The organism is Pseudomonas sp. B21-010, from assembly GCF_024749325.1.
GTDB classification, from domain to species: Bacteria; Pseudomonadota; Gammaproteobacteria; order Pseudomonadales; family Pseudomonadaceae; genus Aquipseudomonas; species Aquipseudomonas kilonensis.
In genome coordinates this window covers 1,711,192-1,726,839 of sequence record NZ_CP087198.1, presented here as the reverse complement: position 1 = coordinate 1,726,839, position 15,648 = coordinate 1,711,192, and the positions used below count along the sequence as shown (strand labels likewise).

Annotated in this window: 14 protein-coding genes and 1 pseudogene; 9 read left to right on the top strand and 6 right to left on the bottom strand. The window is 62.1% G+C overall.

What is annotated here, in order from left to right; all coding sequences use genetic code 11:
• Positions 1 to 137: 137 nt before the first annotated feature.
• Positions 138 to 1,592, top strand: a complete 1,455-nt coding sequence (locus LOY50_RS07640) for a TrkH family potassium uptake protein (RefSeq protein WP_253472377.1) — start codon at positions 138 to 140, stop codon at positions 1,590 to 1,592.
• Here LOY50_RS07640 and LOY50_RS07635 read toward each other — a convergent pair.
• Positions 1,549 to 2,610: an AraC family transcriptional regulator gene (locus tag LOY50_RS07635; protein WP_253472375.1), complete on the bottom strand. Its 1,062-nt coding sequence runs from the start codon at positions 2,608 to 2,610 to the stop codon at positions 1,549 to 1,551. The two genes, LOY50_RS07640 and LOY50_RS07635, sit on opposite strands and share 44 nt — an antisense overlap.
• Positions 2,611 to 2,749: 139 nt before the next feature.
• Between LOY50_RS07635 and LOY50_RS07630 the strand changes: the two genes are divergently transcribed.
• Both LOY50_RS07630 and LOY50_RS07625 read left to right on the top strand, forming a co-directional pair.
• Positions 2,750 to 3,061 carry a DUF962 domain-containing protein gene (locus LOY50_RS07630; RefSeq protein WP_027912759.1) on the top strand — a complete coding sequence of 104 codons (312 nt, stop codon included), beginning with the start codon at positions 2,750 to 2,752 and terminating at the stop codon, positions 3,059 to 3,061.
• A gap of 14 nt (positions 3,062 to 3,075) precedes the next feature.
• Complete coding sequence (locus LOY50_RS07625; protein WP_258690572.1) at positions 3,076 to 3,666, top strand: HD domain-containing protein; 591 nt, start codon at positions 3,076 to 3,078, stop codon at positions 3,664 to 3,666.
• 104 nt (positions 3,667 to 3,770) lie between these two features.
• Here the strand turns inward: LOY50_RS07625 and LOY50_RS07620 are convergent, their stop codons facing one another.
• A complete protein-coding gene (locus LOY50_RS07620) occupies positions 3,771 to 4,586 on the bottom strand; it encodes a UDP-2,3-diacylglucosamine diphosphatase (RefSeq protein ID WP_258690571.1) in 816 nt (271 codons plus the stop codon).
• A 135-nt stretch (positions 4,587 to 4,721) separates the two neighbouring features.
• Between LOY50_RS07620 and LOY50_RS07615 the strand changes: the two genes are divergently transcribed.
• Together LOY50_RS07615 and LOY50_RS07610 are read left to right on the top strand one after the other, a co-directional pair.
• Positions 4,722 to 5,471 carry an AraC family transcriptional regulator gene (locus LOY50_RS07615; protein ID WP_253472370.1) on the top strand — a complete coding sequence of 250 codons (750 nt, stop codon included), beginning with the start codon at positions 4,722 to 4,724 and terminating at the stop codon, positions 5,469 to 5,471.
• A 274-nt stretch (positions 5,472 to 5,745) separates the two neighbouring features.
• Positions 5,746 to 6,636, top strand: coding sequence for a DMT family transporter (locus tag LOY50_RS07610; RefSeq protein ID WP_253472368.1), 891 nt, complete (start codon positions 5,746 to 5,748; stop codon positions 6,634 to 6,636).
• Here LOY50_RS07610 and LOY50_RS07605 read toward each other — a convergent pair.
• The gene (locus tag LOY50_RS07605; RefSeq protein ID WP_258690570.1) at positions 6,630 to 6,917 is read right to left on the bottom strand and encodes a SelT/SelW/SelH family protein; all 288 of its coding nucleotides are present in this window, start codon (positions 6,915 to 6,917) and stop codon (positions 6,630 to 6,632) included. The genes LOY50_RS07610 and LOY50_RS07605 overlap by 7 nt on opposite strands.
• Before the next feature lie 70 nt (positions 6,918 to 6,987).
• On the opposite strand from LOY50_RS07605, the pseudogene LOY50_RS29070 reads away from it, so the two are divergent.
• Positions 6,988 to 7,603 (top strand): annotated as a pseudogene (locus LOY50_RS29070) (patatin-like phospholipase family protein); the annotation flags it as partial.
• A gap of 30 nt (positions 7,604 to 7,633) precedes the next feature.
• Complete coding sequence (locus tag LOY50_RS07600) at positions 7,634 to 9,190, top strand: BamA/TamA family outer membrane protein (protein WP_408980860.1); 1,557 nt, start codon at positions 7,634 to 7,636, stop codon at positions 9,188 to 9,190.
• A 170-nt stretch (positions 9,191 to 9,360) separates the two neighbouring features.
• Here LOY50_RS07600 and LOY50_RS07595 read toward each other — a convergent pair whose 3' ends face one another.
• The 3 genes from LOY50_RS07595 to recQ all read right to left on the bottom strand — a co-directional run bounded on the left by LOY50_RS07595 (position 9,361) and on the right by recQ (position 14,111).
• The gene (locus tag LOY50_RS07595; protein WP_258690569.1) at positions 9,361 to 11,319 is read right to left on the bottom strand and encodes a FimV/HubP family polar landmark protein; all 1,959 of its coding nucleotides are present in this window, start codon (positions 11,317 to 11,319) and stop codon (positions 9,361 to 9,363) included.
• A gap of 112 nt (positions 11,320 to 11,431) precedes the next feature.
• Entirely contained in the window at positions 11,432 to 11,866 is a 435-nt protein-coding gene (locus LOY50_RS07590; protein ID WP_030141131.1) for a MarR family transcriptional regulator, read from the bottom strand.
• A 118-nt stretch (positions 11,867 to 11,984) separates the two neighbouring features.
• Positions 11,985 to 14,111, bottom strand: a complete 2,127-nt coding sequence (recQ, locus tag LOY50_RS07585; RefSeq protein WP_253472352.1) for a DNA helicase RecQ — start codon at positions 14,109 to 14,111, stop codon at positions 11,985 to 11,987.
• 438 nt (positions 14,112 to 14,549) lie between these two features.
• Between recQ and LOY50_RS07580 the strand changes: the two genes are divergently transcribed.
• Both LOY50_RS07580 and LOY50_RS07575 read left to right on the top strand, forming a co-directional pair.
• Positions 14,550 to 15,137: a YecA family protein gene (locus tag LOY50_RS07580; RefSeq protein WP_003198997.1), complete on the top strand. Its 588-nt coding sequence runs from the start codon at positions 14,550 to 14,552 to the stop codon at positions 15,135 to 15,137.
• An 8-nt stretch (positions 15,138 to 15,145) separates the two neighbouring features.
• Positions 15,146 to 15,541, top strand: coding sequence for a YbaN family protein (locus LOY50_RS07575; protein ID WP_253472350.1), 396 nt, complete (start codon positions 15,146 to 15,148; stop codon positions 15,539 to 15,541).
• Positions 15,542 to 15,648: the final 107 nt, after the last annotated feature.

Below are 15,648 nucleotides of genomic sequence, written 5' to 3'. Positions count from 1 at the left end.
GCTATTCTAGTGGCTGTGCGGCGAGTTCGTTAGCGCAAATTCCGCGGCCAGCTGCCCACTCCGCGCCGGGTGCCGGTTTACAGGGCGCTTGTCGCGGGTAGAATGGCGCCCTTCCTTTTTCAGCCTGAGCGGACTTCATGGCGTTGCCGACCCTGCGGATCATTGGTTTCATCATCGGCATCTTCCTGATCACCCTGGCGATCTTCATGGTCGTGCCCATGGCCACCCTGATGGTCTTCGAGCGCACCGGCGACCTGCCGTCGTTCCTCTGGTCGAGCATGATCACCTTCCTCGCCGGCCTGGCCCTGGTGCTGCCCGGGCGCCCGGAACACATCCACCTGCGCCCGCGCGACATGTACTTGCTGACCGTCAGCAGTTGGCTGGTGGTGTGTATCTTTGCCGCGCTGCCGTTCCTGCTGACCCAGAAGATCAGCTACACCGACTCGTTTTTCGAAAGCATGTCGGGCATCACCGCCACCGGCGCCACCGTCCTGAGCGGCCTGGACACCATGTCCCCGGGCATCCTGATGTGGCGCTCGCTGCTGCACTGGCTCGGCGGTATCGGCTTCATCGGCATGGCGGTGGCGATCCTGCCCTTGCTACGCATCGGTGGCATGCGGCTGTTCCAGACCGAATCGTCGGACCGCTCGGAAAAAGTCATGCCCCGCTCCCACATGGTGGCGCGGCTGATCGTGGCGTCCTACGTGGGCATCACCATTCTCGGCACCCTGGCGCTCTGGTGGGCCGGGATGAGCCTGTTCGATGCCATCAACCATGCGATGTCGGCGATCTCCACCGGCGGTTTTTCCACCTCGGACCTGTCCCTGGCCAAATGGACCCAGCCGGCGGTGCACTGGGTCGTCATTGTCATCATGATCCTCGGCAGCCTGCCGTTTGCCCTGTACGTCTCGATGTTGCGGGGCAATCGTCGGGCGCTGATCAAGGACCAGCAGGTCCAGGGGCTCATCGGGGTGTTGCTGGTGACCTGGCTGGTGCTCGGCACCTGGTATTGGGCGACCACCGACCTGCATTGGCTGGACGCGCTGCGGCACGTGGCGCTGAACGTGACGTCCATCGTCACCACCACCGGTTTCGCCCTCGGCGACTACAGCCTGTGGGGCAATTTTTCGCTGATGCTGTTTTTCTACCTGGGGTTCGTCGGCGGTTGTTCAGGCTCGACGGCCGGCGGGATCAAGATCTTCCGCTTCCAGGTCGCCTACATCCTGCTGCGGGCCAACCTTAATCAACTGATCCACCCCCGCGCGGTGATCAAGCAGAAATACAACGGTCATCGCCTCGACGAAGAAATCGTCCGCTCGATCCTTACGTTCTCGTTCTTCTTCGCCATCACCATCTGCGTGATCGCCCTGCTGCTGTCGTTGCTGGGCGTGGAATGGATGACGGCGCTGACCGGCGCGGCCAGCACCGTGTCCGGCGTCGGCCCGGGGCTGGGGGAAACCATCGGGCCGGCTGGCAACTTCGCACCGCTGCCGGACGCGGCCAAGTGGATTCTGTCAGGAGGCATGCTGCTGGGCCGACTGGAGATCATCACGGTGTTCGTGCTGTGTATCCCGGCGTTCTGGCGTCACTGACCGCTTCAGGCTGACTCGCCAACCGTGCCCGGTATTCGCCAGGCGTGGTGTCGAACCAGCGACGGAAGGCCCGGAAAAAATTGCTCGGGTCGGCAAACCCCAGCAAATAGGCGATTTCCAGCAGCGTCATGCCCGGCTGCGCCAGGTACTGCTCGGCCAGTTCGCGACGGGTGTCCTCAAGCAAACTCTGGAAACTGGTGCCCTCTTCCTGCAAGCGCCGCTGCAAGGTGCGCTGTGACAAGTGCAGCGTCTGCGCCACCACGTCACGCTTGGGCTCGCCCTGGGGCAACAGTCGGCACAACACTTGTCGTGCCTTGTGCGTCACACGGCTTTCCGAAAAACGCGCGAGGTATTCACCGGCAAACCGATCATGCAACTGCGCCATGGCTTCGTTGGCCGTAGGCAGCGGCGCCTCCATGTCAGCCCGTTCAAAAATCAGCGCGTCATAAGACGCGTCGAACACCAGCGGCGCGCAGAAGGCTCGCTGATAAGGCGCCAGGTCCAGGGGTTCGGTGCCTTGGAACAGCACTTTTACCGGGTGCAAGGTACGCCCGGTCAGCCAGTTGCACAGGGCCAACGCACAGGCCAGGGATGCTTCGGCACTTTGGCGAGTGGGGGGTAAGTGGTCGCCGTGCACCGTCAAAATCAGCCCGTAGCCTTCTTCCAGCCGACGAAAACTCAAGTCGGCGCTTTCGGCAATGATCCGCTGGTATCGCACCAGTCGCTGGAAACCCTCCGCCAGCGTGCGACTGGACATCAAGGCGTAGCCCACTACATGGAACGAGGCCGGGCGCACCACTTTGCCCATGTTCAAGCCAATGGCCGGGTTACCCGACAACTCCACCGCCCGTTGCCAGAGCCGCGTCATCGAGTCCTGGGGGAAGCGTGCATCCGGATCGTCCAGCGCATCAAAGTCCAGCCCCAGTTGCTTGAACAGCACCCGACAATCCAGGCCGTCGATTTCCAACGCCTTGACAATCCCCATCGCCCAGCTTGAAGAAGTCGTTCGTTCGTTCATGACGTTTTACTTGCATGACGAGCCGCAGGGTACGGCTGGATTTGCGAAGGATACTAAAGTGGCGCCCATTGTCACTGGCTGTTGTAAATGATGGTTCTAGACTTCGAGTATCAGAACAATAACCACAGAGTCAGCCGTCGTGGAAAACGCTAAACGATTCAATACGTTCGCCGAGTTCTACCCGTATTACCTCGGCGAGCACAGCAACAGCACCTGCCGCCGATTGCATTTCATCGGCACCTCCCTGGTCATCCTGGTGTTCGTCATGGCCCTCGTCGTGGGTAGCGGGTGGCTGTGGCTCGCACTGCCCGTGGCCGGCTACGGCTTTGCCTGGGTCGGGCACTTCTTCTTCGAAAAAAACCGTCCCGCCACCTTCCAGCATCCGTTCTACAGCCTGCTCGGCGATTTCGTCATGTACCGCGACATGCTGCTGGGCAAGGTGGCGTTCTAGCCAAAGGATTGCCTATGAACACTCATGCACGCTTTACCCACATGCGGGACGGCACCCAGGAAGACTGGGCGATCATCGCAGCCGATTTCAGCGCCTATGCCCGGCAACTGCCGGGCCGGATCCTGGCCCATTTGAAACTGCTGGACGGCGACTTCGGCGGGTTCCCGGTGGACCGCCTGACCCACTCCCTGCAAACCGCCACCCGCGCCTACCGTGACGGACGGGACGACGAATACGTGGTCTGCGCCCTGCTCCACGACATCGGCGACACCCTCGGCTCGTATAACCACCCGGACATCGCCGCGGCGATCCTCAAGCCCTTCGTCAGCGCCGAAAACCTGTGGATGGTGGAAAAACACGGGATTTTCCAGGGCTATTACTTCTTCCATCACCTGGGCATGGACCGGCACCTGCGCGAGCAGTTTTTCGAACATCCGCAGTACCAGGCGACGGTCGACTTTTGTGCGAAATATGACGCGGCGGCGTTCGACCCCGAGTACGACACGCTGCCGTTGAGTTTCTTCGAGCCGATGCTGGAAAGGGTGTTTGCTGCGCCGAAGCAGTCGATCTACAAGGCGGCGATGGCTGACGCACCGGCCTTGTAGGAGCTGACGAGTGCAACGAGGCTGCGATCTTTTGATCTTTCGCTTGAGACTCAAGCGTCAGGGGAAAGATCGCAGCCTCGTTGCACTCGTCAGCTCCTACGGGCTCAAGCAGGTTCGGCGACTTTCAGTGCTTTCAACTGCGCCTCCCGCGCCTGGGCCTCCGCCAACCGATACAACTCGATCGACCCGTCCCAGTGCTCGATCAGCGCCGTGCAGGATTCGACCCAATCGCCACAATTGAGGTATTCCACCTCGCCCACCATGCGCATCTCGGCATGGTGGATATGCCCACAGACCACACCATGCAGTTCGCGCTTCACACACTCGTGGGCGATGGCTTCTTCGAAATCGCTGATGAAGCTGACGGCGGTCTTGACCTTGTGCTTGAGGTACGCCGACAACGACCAGTAGCCGTAGCCGTAACGGGCTCGCCAATGGTTGAGCCAGCGGTTCAGCGTGAGGGTGAACTCGTAGGCCGAATCCCCAAGGAACGCCAGCCAACGGTGGTACCGGGTGATGACATCGAACTGGTCGCCATGGATCACCAACAGATGCCGCCCATCGGCCGTGACGTGTACCGCTTCGTCCACCAACTGGATATTGCCCAGGATCAGCTTCGAATAACGCCGCAGGAATTCGTCATGATTGCCGGTGACGTAGATCACTTCGGTGCCGCGCTTGCTCATCGTCAGCAAGCGGCGAATGACGTTGGTGTGGGCCTGGGGCCAATACATGCCACCGCGCAGTTTCCAACCGTCGATGATGTCCCCCACCAGGTAGACCTTGTCGGCGTGGTAGCCCTTGAGGAACTGCGACAGGTGCTCGGCCTGGCAATCCCGGGTCCCCAGATGCACATCGGAAATCCACAGGGTGCGAACACGCTGTTTGCGGCTGGGTTTGGCGAGCTCGGCGCTGGTCATTGGGCAACCCTCTGATCGTTTTTGCCACTGTGCACGCCAGCGGTTAATGGCCCATGACAAACACAAGTCCATTGCGTGACAGCGCCGGGCGTTGCGCCCTCGGTGTATGCTGGCGGCCAGACACGGGAGACCGCGATGAGACCGATCCTCACGCTACGCCACTACAGCCACGACTTGATCGCCCACAGCCATGACCATGCCCAACTGGTGTTCGGGCTGTCTGGCGCGCTGGATTTCGAGGTCGAAGGGCATGGCAGCCAGGTGGTGCAACAAAGCTTCGTGGTGGTACCGGCCGGCGCGCATCACGGCTGCGGCAGCCCCCACGGCAGCCGTTGCCTGGTGTTGGATGTGCCCAGTGATGACTGGCTCGGGCAATGCCTGGGGGATCACGCCGACGCCAGCCGCCGCTTGCTCGACGATACCGCTCGCCTGCCCCTGGATGCGGGGCAAAGCCAGTTGGTCAGTTGGCTGGCGGGCAGCCCGGTGGACGATCCGGTGATCGCCCAGCAAGGCGCGGTGCTGCTGCTGGCGAGTCTCAATAACGCTCGCCAGGCAACCCTCGGCGGCCGGCGCCTGCCCTACGCCGCACTCAACGCCCACATCGACCAGAACGCCGCCTATCCGCTGCAAGTGGCGGACCTGGCGCGAGTCGCCGGCCTCTCCAGCGCCCGCCTGCACGCGCGCTTCGTCGCCGAGTGCGGGCAAACCCCGATGGATTACATCCGCAGTCGCCGCCTGCACAAGGCCGTGGCGTTGTTGCGTGAGTCGCAGCTGCCCATCGGTGAGATCGCCCACCGCGTCGGCTACAGCTCCCAAAGTGCCTTCGCCGCAGCGGTGCTGCGCGAATTCGGCGTCTCTCCGGGCACGCTGCGGCGTCAACGCTAGATTCGCGCTAAAAATCGCTAGGATCGCGACAGACGCCAGCACCTCTCCAACGCTTAAATGCCCTGTAGGAGCAGTAGGAGCTGTGTAGGAGCTGACGAGTGAAACGAGGCTGCGATCTTTTGATCTTTTGATCTTTCGCTTGCGATTCAAGTGTCTGGGGAAAGATCGCAGCCTCGTTGCACTCGTCAGCTCCTACAGTCAACTCCTACAGTCAGCTCCTACAGGGGATTGATGTTTGTCCGTCGGTTTTGGCTTATCTGTTAAAAGGATTGAAATGACACCTCGTACCGCCCTCGGCGCCCTGCACATCGGCGCCCTCATGTTTGGCCTGACCGGTGTATTCGGCAAACTCGCCACAGCCTCGCCAACGGTCATTGTGTTTGGTCGCGCCGTCTTCGCCGTGCTCGCCCTGGCGATGTTTGCCCGGTTCGCCAGCAACAGTCGCTGGCAGAAGCTGCGGGCCCAGGATGGCCGGCGATTGCTGCTCGGGGGGTTGTTGCTGACCGGACACTGGGTGAGTTTTTTCATCGCCGTGAAGGTTGCCGGCGTGGCGGTCGCCACGCTGGGGTTCACCAGTTTTCCGGCCTTCACGGTGTTGCTTGAAGGGCTGATCTTCCGCGAACGGATTCGCGCCAATGAAATCTGGTTGGTGGTGTTGGTGAGCGTCGGCCTGGTGTTGGTCACGCCGAACTTCGACTTGGCCAGCGGTGCCACCACTGGCCTGCTGTGGGCCGTGGCCTCGGGGTTGCTCTTCTCCCTGCTGTCCTTGACCAATCGTGCCGGTTCGGCGCACGTCCCGCCGGTGCAGGCCGCGCTGTGCCAGAACGTGGTGGTCGGGTTGTGCCTGCTGCCGATGGCCGCGCCACAATTGAGCGAGGTTCGCCCCATCGACTGGTTGTGGATCGGCTTGCTCGGCGTGTTCTGCACCGGCTTGGCCCACAGCCTGTTCGTCGCCAGCCTGGCGGTGATCAAGGCCCGCACGGCGGCGGTGGTGTTCGCCATGGAGCCGGTCTACGGCATCGCCATGGCCTGGTGGCTGTTCGATGAGCACCCGACCCTGCGCATGCTGTTGGGCGGTGTGGTGATCATCGCGGCCATTGTGATCTCAAGCCAACTGGGCGGTTCGAAGAAACCGGAGGTTGGCGCCCAAGCGGCGTCTCACTGAACCCGATCGCTGTGGCCCAGGTCCCGCTCCGGATCGATCCGGTCGCGGACCCGCTGCTTGAGAACCTTGGCTTCGGGAAAACCGCCATCGGCCTTGCGCTCCCAGATCTGCACATCGTCGCAAGTGATGTGGAACACGCCACCGGTGCCCGGCACCAGGGACACTTTGCCCAAGTCGTCGCCGAAGGTGCTGAGCAGTTCCTGGGCCAGCCAGGCAGCGCGCAACAACCATTGGCACTGGGTGCAATACGTGATGACGACTTCCGGTTTACGTTCGGTCATTGCGGGTGGACTCCTGGGTTCGAAGGCGTCGTTATAATACCCGCCTTTGACGCCCGCCCCGAGATTGACGATGCGCCGCCTCCTACCCCTCCTGCTTCTGTTGCTGTTGCCCCTGCTCGGCCATGCCAACGAGCCCGCCGTCGAAGCGCCACGCCCGAAAATCGGCCTGGTGCTGTCCGGCGGTGCCGCACGGGGGCTGGCCCACATCGGCGTGCTCAAGGCCCTGGAAGAGCAAGGCATCAAGATCGATGCCATCGCCGGTACCAGCATGGGCGCGGTGATCGGCGGGCTGTATGCCTCGGGCTACAAGATCGACGAACTGGAAAAACTCGCCCTGGGCATCGACTGGCAACAGGCTCTGTCCGATGCGCCGCCGCGCAAGGACGTACCATTCCGGCGCAAGCAGGATGACCGGGACTTCCTGGTCAAACAGAAACTGAGCTTTCGTGACGATGGCAGTCTCGGCCTGCCCTTGGGGGTCATCCAGGGCCAGAACCTGGCCCTGCTGCTCGAAAGCCTGCTGGCCCACGCCAGCGATACACGGGACTTCGACAAACTGCCGATCCCGTTTCGCGCAGTCGCCACTGACATCGCCACGGGCGAAAAAGTCGTGTTCCGCAAAAGGTCATCTGCCCAAGGTCATTCGCGCCAGCATGTCGATCCCGGCGGTATTCGCCCCGGTGGAACTGGACGGCCGGCTGCTGGTGGACGGCGGCATGTCCGACAACATCCCGCTGGATGTGGCCCGGGAAATGGGGGTGGACGTGGCCATCGTGGTCGACATCGGCACGCCCCTGCGCAACCGCAAGCAACTGGTCACGGTGGTCGACGTGCTGAACCAATCGACCACCCTGATGACCCGGCGCAACTCTGAAGAGCAACTGGCAACGCTGAAGAAAGACGACGTGCTGATCCAGCCAGCGCTGGCGAGCTTCGGCTCCACCGATTTCGGCCGGGCCCAGGAGATAATCGACGCCGGTTACCGTGCCACGCGGATACTCGAGGCACGCTTGGCTCCTCTACGCCCGTCCGAGGCGCCCGACGCCGAGCTCATGGCCGCGCGCACCCCAAGCGAGCGCACGCCGGTCATCACCGCCATTCGTGTGGAGAACGACTCGAAAGTCGGCGATGACGTGATCCGCTATTACGTTCGCCAGAAGATCGGTGAGCCGCTGGACCTGGGTCGCCTGCAGACCGACATGGGCACGCTGTACGGCCTGGATTACTTCGAACAGGTGCAATACCGCGTAGTCCGCAAGGGCCCGGATCACACGCTGGTGATCAGCGCCCGGGGAAGACGCACCGGCACCGACTACCTGCGGCTGGGGTTGAGCCTGTCGGACGACATGCGCGGCGACAGCGCTTTCAACCTGGGGGCCAGCTATCGGGTCAACGGCATCAATCGCCTCGGTGCCGAATGGCTGACCCGGGCGCAGATCGGCGACAAGCAGGAGCTGTACAGCGAGTTCTACCAGCCATTGGATGTCGGTTCACGCTACTTCATCGCCCCCTACGGGCAATTCGAATCCCGCAACGTGGAGTCCATCCTGGACAACGATCCGGTGGCCCAGTATCGCGTCGAGCGCTATGGCTTCGGGCTGAACGTGGGCCGCCAGATCGGCAACAACGGCGAAATCCGCTTCGGTGTCGGCCAGGCCTGGGGCAAGGCGGATGTGCGCATCGGCGATCACGACCAGCCCAGCGAAAACTTCAATGAAGGTTTCTATGAGCTGAAGTACTCCTTCGATTCCTTCGACAACGTGTATTTCCCCCACGAAGGGGAAGACATCGGCCTGACCTGGCGCCAATACGAACCAGGGCTGGGTTCCGACCAGCGTTACCGCCAGTGGGAGTTCAAGCTGGACAAAGCCCTGAGCAGCGGCCCGGACACCTTCATCCTGGGTGGGCGCTACGGTCGAACACTGGACACGGCTGAAGTCGTGACGTCCAGCTTTGTGCTCGGTGGCGCGCGGCAACTGTCGGGCTTTCGCGAAGACGGGGTCTCCGGGCAGAACATCAGCCTGATGCGCGCTGTGTATTACCGCCGCCTCACACCGCGAACCTACCTGCCGTTGGACTTCCCGCTGTACATCGGCGGCTCACTGGAACGCGGCCGGGCCTGGAACAACGACAACGAATTCGACAGCGGCTACATCAACGCCGCCAGTATCTTCCTCGGCTTCGATACACCGCTGGGGCCACTGAATTTCAGCTATGGCTTTAACGACGATGATGAACAGGCGGTGTATCTGAACCTGGGGCAGACGTTTTGATGGGCTGGGTGTTGCCTGGGCTGGATTGATGGCCTGACAGACCGTCATCGCGAGCAAGCTCGCTCCCACAGGGGTGCCGGGGTGTTCGCGGGACGACTGTTCACCCAAGATCCCTGTGGGAGCGAGCTTGCTCGCGAAGAGGCCAGTGGACTCAACATCCATTTATAGCTTCAGCGAATCCCTGCCAGCAGCACCCGGGCGGTCTGCTTGAGCGGCTCGTCGCCCTCCTCGAGCAGTTCTTCAAGCAGGGAGACGGCGGTTTTCAGGTCTCCATCGTCGATGCAATTCTGTGCCTGTTCCAGCTTGACCGAGTGTTCCGGGGCCTGGGGCTCGAGGGACAGGGTGTCCAGGGAAACAGGTTCAAGGGCCAGTGGCTCAAGTTCCAGCGACTGTTCTTCGTCGGCAAAGCTATCGAGGAAGGCATCGTCCAGCGACTCGGTTTCCAGTGGCGCTTCCCATTGCAGGTCCGGTTCGTCAAAACCCGAGAGCGAAAAACTCTCGGCGGCATAGGGTGAAACAGCCTCTTTATCAGCAGTGTTGTCCTGGGCATCGGCGAGGTCCCAGCTGGTGTCCATGGACAGTGCATCCAGGTCCAACTCGAACTCGTCACCGGACACCGGCTCACGTTCAGGAGCAGGTGTCGGTGCCGGAGTAGATGCAAGAACCGGTACCTGAGGTTGTACCGACGCCACTGTCGGCGCGGCGATCATGGAAACCTTGGGGTAGCGCCCGCGGATCTCCTCCAACGTCCCGGCATCGATACCCTGTGCCAGTAGATGATGTTCCTGGGCCTGGAAACCGATGACATCGCCCTGCTTGCCCAGTACTTCCAGCAACTTGAGGCCCAGGTCGGTGCGTTCCGGCTCCGCCAGCAACGCGGCGCGCAACAGCCCTGCGGCCTCGGTGAATCGACCGTAGGTCAGGTAGATCCCGACGCCCTCCAGCACATCACCCAGGGGCGTGTCACCGTTATTGAACGATGCCGCGGTCTCGGACGGCTCCGTATCGGGGATTGCTGCAAAGGTTTCGTCGCCCTCCTCCAGCATCGGCTCGGGACGCCCGGCCATCGGTTCCAACTCGGCCTGCTGCTGCCGACGCCGAACGAACAGTAACAGCGCCAGCAACCCCAACAGGCCCACCAGCCCCGCCACCCATGTCCAATTGATGCCCTCTGGCTCTGCTGCCGGTTCTGTAGCGGGTTGCGCGTCCGACGCCGGTTCCGCTGCAGGAAGCGCCGGTTGCGGTTGCGTCGATGCCACAGGGGCTGGCGCTACCTCGGCCAGCCGGGCCTGCAATTCGCTGATCTGCTTGCGTTGGCCCGCGATTTCCTCGTCCTGGGCCTGGAGCCGGGCCTGCAGTTGCTCGATAGTCTTCTGTTGCTGCTGGTTTTGCAGCACGCTGGCGGCCAATTGCTCATCGGACGCGGCGGGGGCCTGGCCGGCCGGCGTTGCAGCCGACGTCGGCAGCACGGCCGAATCGGGCAACAACAAGCGCTGGCCGATGGAAAGCCGGTCGCTGCCGGGGTTCAAGGCCTGGATTCCTTGCATCAACTCATTGACCGACGCGTTGCTGCCGGCGTCATGCAGGCGCTTGGCGATGATCCAGGGGTTGTCTCCCGGCACCACGGTGTAACGCTTGCCCTGTACCGCCGGGGGCGGCTTGATGGACTGCGGGGCCTCGGAAGGTTCTTCACGGACCGGCACGATACCCGGTGTGCCCGGCGGGTCGATCAGTACGGTGTATTCGCGCAGCAAGCGCCCGTTGGGCTGATTGAGCTGCACCAGGAAGTTGAGAAAGGGTTCCTCCACCGGTTTGCTGGAGGTCACCCGAATGAAGCTGCGCTCCCCGCGCAAGACCGGCGTGAAGCGCAGGTTGTTGAGAAAGAATGCCCGTTCCACACCCGCACGACTGAAATCGTCCGGGCTCGCCAGGCTGGCCGACAGATCGCCCTCGCCGATCCCGGCCACATCGACCAGGGCGATATCGGCGCGCAACGGCTGGTTCAGGGCGGAATGGAGCGTTATGTCCCCCAGCCCCAGCGCCGACGCCAAGGCCGAATACCCCAGGGCACCCACGACGACCGACACGTTGACCCAACTGCGCAACGTGGACTGCAAACTTTCAAGCATGGGTATCCCTTTCGACTACCGACTGAGCGTAAACGCATCCAATACGATCACTTAGTACTGGTTATAGTTCGCTAATCGCCGAATCTCAAAAGTCTGGCGCCAGGGATATGCCTCAGGATCTTTCCAGGTTGGCCAGGATCGTACCGTGAACCCGCATGCACACGCGCATGTCCGCTTCGTCGACACCTTCGAACAGCTCACGACGCAGTTGCGTGGCAATGGTTTCGATTTGTTCGATCAACGGTAGGGCCGGTGCGCAGAGCACGATTTTCTTGGCCCGGCGGTCCTCGGCCACGGCCTGGCGCTGCACCAGCCCCTGGGTTTCCAGGCTGTCGAGCAACCGGGCCAGCGTCGGTCCTTCGACGGCGACGCTCTGGGCCAGTTCACGCTGGGTCGGCGCCTGTTCGAAACGGGCCAGGTGCAACAGCACCAGCCAACGCGCCTGGGACAGGCCCAGCCCGGCCAGGCGACGGTCCAGTTCGGCACGCCAGCCACGAGACATTTGCGCCAACTGCATGCCAAAACGGTGTTGATCGGTTAACGGCATAAAAAAACTCATCAGATCTGAAATAGAGAAAAACTAATTATTAGTCAGCTAAGCATGAGCTTTGGATTCAAGCAAGGCTCGCCTTGTACTGAATCGTTAAAGTAACGTAACTCACTGATCAGACTTCAAATTCCGACTGCAATGCAGCCCTGACGCAATACAGCACGCCTTCGGGAACCCGTCCGACAAACAGTGCGGCAACTTCAGACACTGGGGGTAACTCGCCTTCGCCATCCAGGAAGGCATCCTGCACTTCACCCATCAGTTCCTCGGGCAGATCCAGTGCCTGTTCCAGGGATAACTGCTGTTTGCCGATGGCCTCGGCCAGCATCGTGTAGACGTTCTTTTCCGAGCACTGCAGTTGCCCGGCGATCTGCAACGGCGTCATGCCGGCCCGGGCCAGCGTAATGAGTTCGTGGCGTACATCGGCCACCGCTTTCGGTGCTTCGGCCTCGCCGCCCAGGACCTGGAGGAAGGCCTCGCCATACCGCTCCAGCTTGCGCGCGCCCACGCCACTGACCCGGGCCATTTCCGCCAGGGAGGTGGGCTGGCTGCGAAGCATTTCCAGCAGCGTCGAGTCGGGGAAGATGACGTACGGCGGCACGCCGTGCTCCTCGGCCAGCTTACGCCGCAAGGCCCGCAAGGCTTCCCATTGATCGCGCTCTTCGCCCCGCACCAGTTGGCTGGCCTGGCTCTTGCTGCTCTTGACCGCCGTTGCCGGCTTGAGGTCGCGGCGCAGTTCGAGGGTGACTTCACCTTTGAGCAACGGCCGGCAAGTCGCACTCAGGCGCAGGCCGCCGTAGCCTTCCAGGTCGATGTCGGCCAGGCCGCGGGCCACCAGTTGTCGGAATAATGAACGCCACTCACTCTCGGTACGGGCCTTGCCCACGCCGAACACCGACAGGTGCTGGTGGCCGAAGTTGCGGATCTTCTCGTTGTCCTTGCCCAGCAACACGTCCACCAGATGCCCGACACCGTAGCGCTGGCCGGTGCGGAAAATCGCCGACAAGGCCTGGCGGGCCGGCTCGGTGGCGTCCCAGGTTTCCACGCCATCGACGCAGTTGTCGCAATGCCCGCAAGGCTGGGGCATGTCTTCGTCAAAATAGGCCAGCAGGGTCTGGCGACGGCAGCGGGTTTCTTCGCACAGCGAGAGCATCGCGTCGAGCTTGTGCTGCTCCAGGCGCTTGTGGCGCTCATCGCCTTCGGAGTTCTGCAGCATCTGCTTGAGCATCACCACGTCTTGCAGGCCGTAGGCCATCCAGGCATCGGCCGGCAAGCCGTCACGGCCGGCACGCCCGGTTTCCTGGTAGTACGCCTCGAGGGACTTGGGCAGGTCCAGGTGCGCGACAAAACGCACGTTGGGCTTGTCGATGCCCATGCCGAACGCAATGGTGGCCACCATGATCAGGCCTTCCTCGTTGAGGAAGCGCTTCTGGTGATAGGCCCGCAGGTCGTTGGGCAGGCCGGCGTGATACGGCAACGCCGGGAACCCCTGCTCACAAAGAAACGCCGCCACTTCATCGACCTTCTTGCGCGACAGGCAGTAGACGATGCCGGCATCACTGCGACGTTCGGCAAGGAACGCCAGCAACTGCTTGCGCGGCTGCTCCTTGGGTACGATGCGGTAGAAAATATTCGGACGGTCGAAACTGGACAGGAAGCGCTCGGCATCCTGCAAGTGCAGGCGCTCGACAATTTCCTCGCGGGTGCGCTTGTCGGCGGTGGCGGTCAGGGCGATGCGCGGCACGTCGGGGAACAGTTCCGCCAATTGTCCCAGTTGCAGGTATTCGCGACGGAAATCATGACCCCATTGGGACACGCAGTGGGCTTCGTCGATGGCGAACAGGGCAATTTCCAGGCTCTGCAGGAACGCCAGCATGCGCGGCTGCACCAGGCGTTCCGGGGCCAGGTACAACATCTTCACTTCGCCGCGCTTGATGCGGGTCGCCAGGTCCCGCTGTTGCTCGGCGCTGAGGGTGGAGTTCAGCGAAGCGGCGGCAACCCCCAGCTCCTCGAGGGTCGCGACCTGGTCGTCCATCAATGCGATCAGTGGCGAGACCACCACGGCCAGGCCGTTGCGCAACAGCGCCGGGACCTGGAAGCACAAGGATTTGCCGCCGCCGGTGGGCATGAGCACCAGGGCATCACCACCGCTGGCCACGCGCTCAATAATGGCACCCTGGCGGCCACGGAAACTGTCGTAGCCGAAGATGTCCTTGAGGACGCGTTGAGCCTGTTCGAGCATAGAAACTCCAAAAATCACCGAAACATCCCTGCAAGGCTGGTTCAGAATCACAAACGCTGCACCGGCAAATCGTAAGTGTGCGTTTCGAACCGGCGGGACGCCGCAGGGCATCACAAAACGCGGCAGTATACCCGAGGCCTTCGTTGCAAAGGGGGCTGCTGACAGGAGGCGCTAGCGGCTAGGGATACCCAACACATTGCTTCTGTTGCCACAAGTCCCTGTGGGAGCGAGCTTGCTCGCGATAGCGGTGGGTCATTTTGAGAAGGTGCTGGATGTGCCGCCCTCATCGCGAGCAAGCTCGCTCCCACATTTGATCTGCGGCGCCCCCCCATTTGTGTCCACCCCTGGCCTTCAAGAGGCAAATACGCCACGCGGCTGGCCTGGGCGCTCAAGAAGGCCTAGAATTCCCGCATTGTTTATTCCCCAAGGTAGCCCGTAATGTCCTTCGCTGAGCAACTGACCCGCCTGCAAGTCTTCCTCGACGCCGATGAGCTGCACGAAGAGGCGCTGGACTACGTGGCCGCTCACGGCTATCTGACCGCCCTGTCCATCTGCGCAGAAACGGTGCCGGACCGTGAGTGGATCGACGCCCTGTTCGCCGAAGAGCCGCATTACAGCGACGAAGCCCAGCGTGCCGAAATCGAAGCCACGCTGGTCGGCCTCAAGGCCCACATCGCCCGCCAACTGGCTTCCGACGAAGAATTCGAACTGCCGTGCGACCTGGACCTGGGCGATGACCCGGACGATTCGGAATTGCGTGGCTGGTGCATCGGCTTCATGGAAGGCGTGTTCCTGCGCGAAGCCGCCTGGTTCGAAACCGCCGAAGAGGAAGTCAGCGAAATGCTGCTGCCGATCATGGTCGGTTCCGGCCTGTTCGACGAGCAACCGGAATTTTCCGACATCGCCGCCGACGCCAACCTGATGGACGACATGATCGTCCAGATCCCCGAAGCCCTCACGGCCCTGTACCTGCTGTGCAACGCACCGGACGAGAAACCGGCGATCCTCAAGCCTCGCCACCACTGAGTGACCGGGTGCCCTCGCCAGTCGGCAATCGCTCGCTGATCCTGCGTTACGTTCTGTTGGCCATTGGCTGGCTGAGCGTAGCGCTGGGGGTCATCGGCATCTTCGTCCCCGTACTGCCCACCACCCCTTTCCTGCTCCTGGCGGCGGCCTGTTTCGCCCGCAGCTCGCCGCGCTTCTACCAATGGCTGGTAGAACATCCCCGCCTCGGCCCGTGGATTCGCGACTACCTCAGTGGCAACGGCATCCCGCTCAAAGGTAAGGTCTATGCCATCGGGCTGATGTGGGCGAGCATCCTCTTTTCCTGCTACCTGGTGCCCCTGCCGTGGGCCCGGGGGTTCATGCTCACTAGTGCGGTGCTGGTGACGGTGTATATTCTCAGGCAAAAGACGTTGCCCAAGCCGTGAGCGGTGCGAGTGTTTTCAAGCGCAAAGGGGCTTGCCCCACTGGGCTGTTAACGCCGCTTCCCCGGACACGCATCCGCCATTTCCTGATTGAACCGGATAATTGTAAT

Bases quoted from the DNA above. Each gene is read 5' to 3' on its own strand.
- recQ (WP_253472352.1), bottom strand. From the start codon at position 14,111: ATGCTCGAACAGGCTCAACGCGTCCTCAAGGACATCTTCGGCTACGAC.
- LOY50_RS07625 (WP_258690572.1), top strand. From the start codon at position 3,076: ATGAACACTCATGCACGCTTTACCCACATGCGGGACGGCACCCAGGAA.
- LOY50_RS07610 (WP_253472368.1), top strand. From the start codon at position 5,746: ATGACACCTCGTACCGCCCTCGGCGCCCTGCACATCGGCGCCCTCATG.
- LOY50_RS07640 (WP_253472377.1), top strand. From the start codon at position 138: ATGGCGTTGCCGACCCTGCGGATCATTGGTTTCATCATCGGCATCTTC.
- LOY50_RS07620 (WP_258690571.1), bottom strand. From the start codon at position 4,586: ATGACCAGCGCCGAGCTCGCCAAACCCAGCCGCAAACAGCGTGTTCGC.
- LOY50_RS07580 (WP_003198997.1), top strand. From the start codon at position 14,550: ATGTCCTTCGCTGAGCAACTGACCCGCCTGCAAGTCTTCCTCGACGCC.
- LOY50_RS07590 (WP_030141131.1), bottom strand. From the start codon at position 11,866: ATGCCGTTAACCGATCAACACCGTTTTGGCATGCAGTTGGCGCAAATG.
- LOY50_RS07635 (WP_253472375.1), bottom strand. From the start codon at position 2,610: ATGAACGAACGAACGACTTCTTCAAGCTGGGCGATGGGGATTGTCAAG.
- LOY50_RS07605 (WP_258690570.1), bottom strand. From the start codon at position 6,917: ATGACCGAACGTAAACCGGAAGTCGTCATCACGTATTGCACCCAGTGC.
- LOY50_RS07600 (WP_408980860.1), top strand. From the start codon at position 7,634: ATGTCCGACAACATCCCGCTGGATGTGGCCCGGGAAATGGGGGTGGAC.
- LOY50_RS07595 (WP_258690569.1), bottom strand. From the start codon at position 11,319: ATGCTTGAAAGTTTGCAGTCCACGTTGCGCAGTTGGGTCAACGTGTCG.
- LOY50_RS07615 (WP_253472370.1), top strand. From the start codon at position 4,722: ATGAGACCGATCCTCACGCTACGCCACTACAGCCACGACTTGATCGCC.